2 protein-coding genes and 1 pseudogene are annotated in these 2,224 nt (G+C 30.5%); all 3 read left to right on the forward strand.

The genetic code is table 11. The features are described from left to right. Positions 1-145 precede the first annotated feature (145 nt). The gene (locus ACR0QS_RS12885; protein WP_432633855.1) at positions 146-1,255 is read left to right on the forward strand and encodes a M24 family metallopeptidase; all 1,110 of its coding nucleotides are present in this window, start codon (positions 146-148) and stop codon (positions 1,253-1,255) included. Positions 1,256-1,265: 10 nt separating this feature from the next. Then, entirely contained in the window at positions 1,266-1,862 is a 597-nt protein-coding gene (locus ACR0QS_RS12890; protein ID WP_432633856.1) for a GmrSD restriction endonuclease domain-containing protein, read from the forward strand. Between the two features lie 6 nt (positions 1,863-1,868). After that, a pseudogene (locus ACR0QS_RS12895) lies at positions 1,869-2,224 on the forward strand (uracil-DNA glycosylase family protein); the annotation flags it as partial.

Below are 2,224 nucleotides of genomic sequence, written 5' to 3' on the forward strand. Positions count from 1 at the left end.
GGTTTATGTCGATTAATCTGTAAATTAAAATTATTTTCCAATATATTATTTTTGACAAAAATTTTTATTTCAAGTATAATATATATTTATCATAAATCATAAAAATATTTTTAATAATCTTAAAATTAAAAAGGATAAAATAAAAATGCTGAAAATAACGGAAAGTAAAGAAAATAAAAAATTCGATTACGATAACAGAATCAAAAGATTAACCGATTTAACAAACGAAACTATTCTTATAACCAAAAACGAAAATATATTTTATTTGACTGGTTTTAAGGGAACGGCAGGCTGGCTTTTAATTCATAATTCAAAAAAATATCTTCTTGTCGATTCGAGATATTTTGAGCAGGCAATAAAAGTTACTCATAAAACTTCAGTCGTTTTAGTCGCAAATAATTACGAAAACGCTTTGGTAGATTTGCTAAAGTCGATAAAAGTTAAAGAAATTACGATAGCGAAAAACGGACTCTATTTATCCGATTACGAAAATATAGTTTCTGCCGTGATTAATTCTTCGATAAAAATTTCGGTAAATAAAGCGAATATAGACAATATAAGAATAACTAAAGAAAAAGAAGAAATAAAAATTCTAAAAGACAATTTGAATATGGCTGAAAAAGCTATGACAAAAACTTTGGCTTTTATAAAAGAAGATATGACAGAACGGGAATTGGCTGCGGAATTGGAATATCAAATGAGAAAAGAAGGCGGAGATAAAACCGCTTTCGACACGATACTTCTTTTTGGCGAGCGAACATCTCTTCCACATGGAATGCCGTCCGATAGAAAATTAAAATTGGGAGACAATATTCTTATGGATTTCGGTTTATCGAGAGAAGGTTATAAAAGCGATATAACGAGAACTTTCTTTTTCGGCAAAGGAAATAATTTTGAAGAAATGTCTAAAATATATAACATAGTCAGAGAAGCGCATAAAAGAGGAATCGAAACGATACATTCTGGAATATCTGGAAAAGAAGCGGATAACGAGGCAAGAGAGACTATAAAATCGAACGGATACGGACAATATTTCGGACATAGTTTGGGGCATGGAGTAGGAATCGAAATTCATGAATCTCCAAGATTATCTCCGATAGTCGACAATATTTTGGAAGGCGGAGCGATAGTGACGGTAGAACCTGGAATATATATTCCCGATTTAGGCGGAGTTAGAATAGAAAACATGGTTATAGTGACAAAAGACGGCGGAGTTTCTATGAACGATACGCCAACGGATTTAATAGTTTTATAATGACATTAAAATGGCTATAAGAAATAAAAATAAAAGAAGAAAAAAATCATCTCCGATTTATATTTTATTAATAATCATAATTTTTGCCATATACTATTATTATCAAAATATTTATAAAAACGATTCGGACGAAAAATATGACAGAGACGACTGGGGAAGCTGGATTGACGAGGACGGAGACGGACTAAACACAAGGCATGAAGTATTAGCGGAAGAATCTTTAATAAAACCCGTTATCTCAAATAATAAAGTAGTTGCGGGAAAATGGTTCGACAAATACACTGGAAAATATTTTACCAATCCTAGCGATTTGGATATTGACCATTTAGTGCCTTTAAAAAACGCGTATATCAGCGGAGCGAGTAATTGGAGCAAGAAAAAGAAAAACAGATATTATAATTATTTGAAATATGAGAATCATTTAATCGCCGTATCGAAAAGCGCAAACAGAAATAAAAGCGATAAATCTCCTGTAGACTGGCTTCCTCCAAATGAAGAATATCAATGCGAATATGTGAGAGAATGGTATAAAATAAAAACCGCTTGGGGACTGTCAATCGAAGAAGGTTTTGACGAAGTTTCAAATAGGGTATGCAAAGGCAAATGATAATAGATGGAAGAAATTGAAAAACATATTTTTGAAGATATAAATTTTTTTCCTAATAAAATGAAAATTCTTATATTAGGAACTTTTCCCGTGCCTTTATATTCTCAAAAAGAAAAATTCGATTTGCTTTCAAAAGAGAAAAAAGAAAACGCTTGGTATTATTCGAGCAGCAAAAGCGAATTTTGGAGATTAATTGCAGATTCTTTCGATATTGATAATAAAGAATTTTTAACAAATAAATATTTAAAGAAAAAACTTTTTGCAAATAAAAAGATAGGAATTGCAGATGTCTTTTCAAAATGCAAACGAAAAAATAAAAATAGTTCAAAAGATGCCGATTTGATAATAATAGAATATAATAA

This window comes from Brachyspira sp. (assembly GCF_050873525.1).
Classification (GTDB): domain Bacteria; phylum Spirochaetota; class Brachyspiria; order Brachyspirales; family Brachyspiraceae; genus Brachyspira.

Excerpts from the sequence above, each read along its gene's own strand:
- ACR0QS_RS12885 (WP_432633855.1), top strand. The coding sequence starts at position 146 with ATGCTGAAAATAACGGAAAGTAAAGAAAATAAAAAATTCGATTACGAT.
- ACR0QS_RS12890 (WP_432633856.1), top strand. The coding sequence starts at position 1,266 with ATGGCTATAAGAAATAAAAATAAAAGAAGAAAAAAATCATCTCCGATT.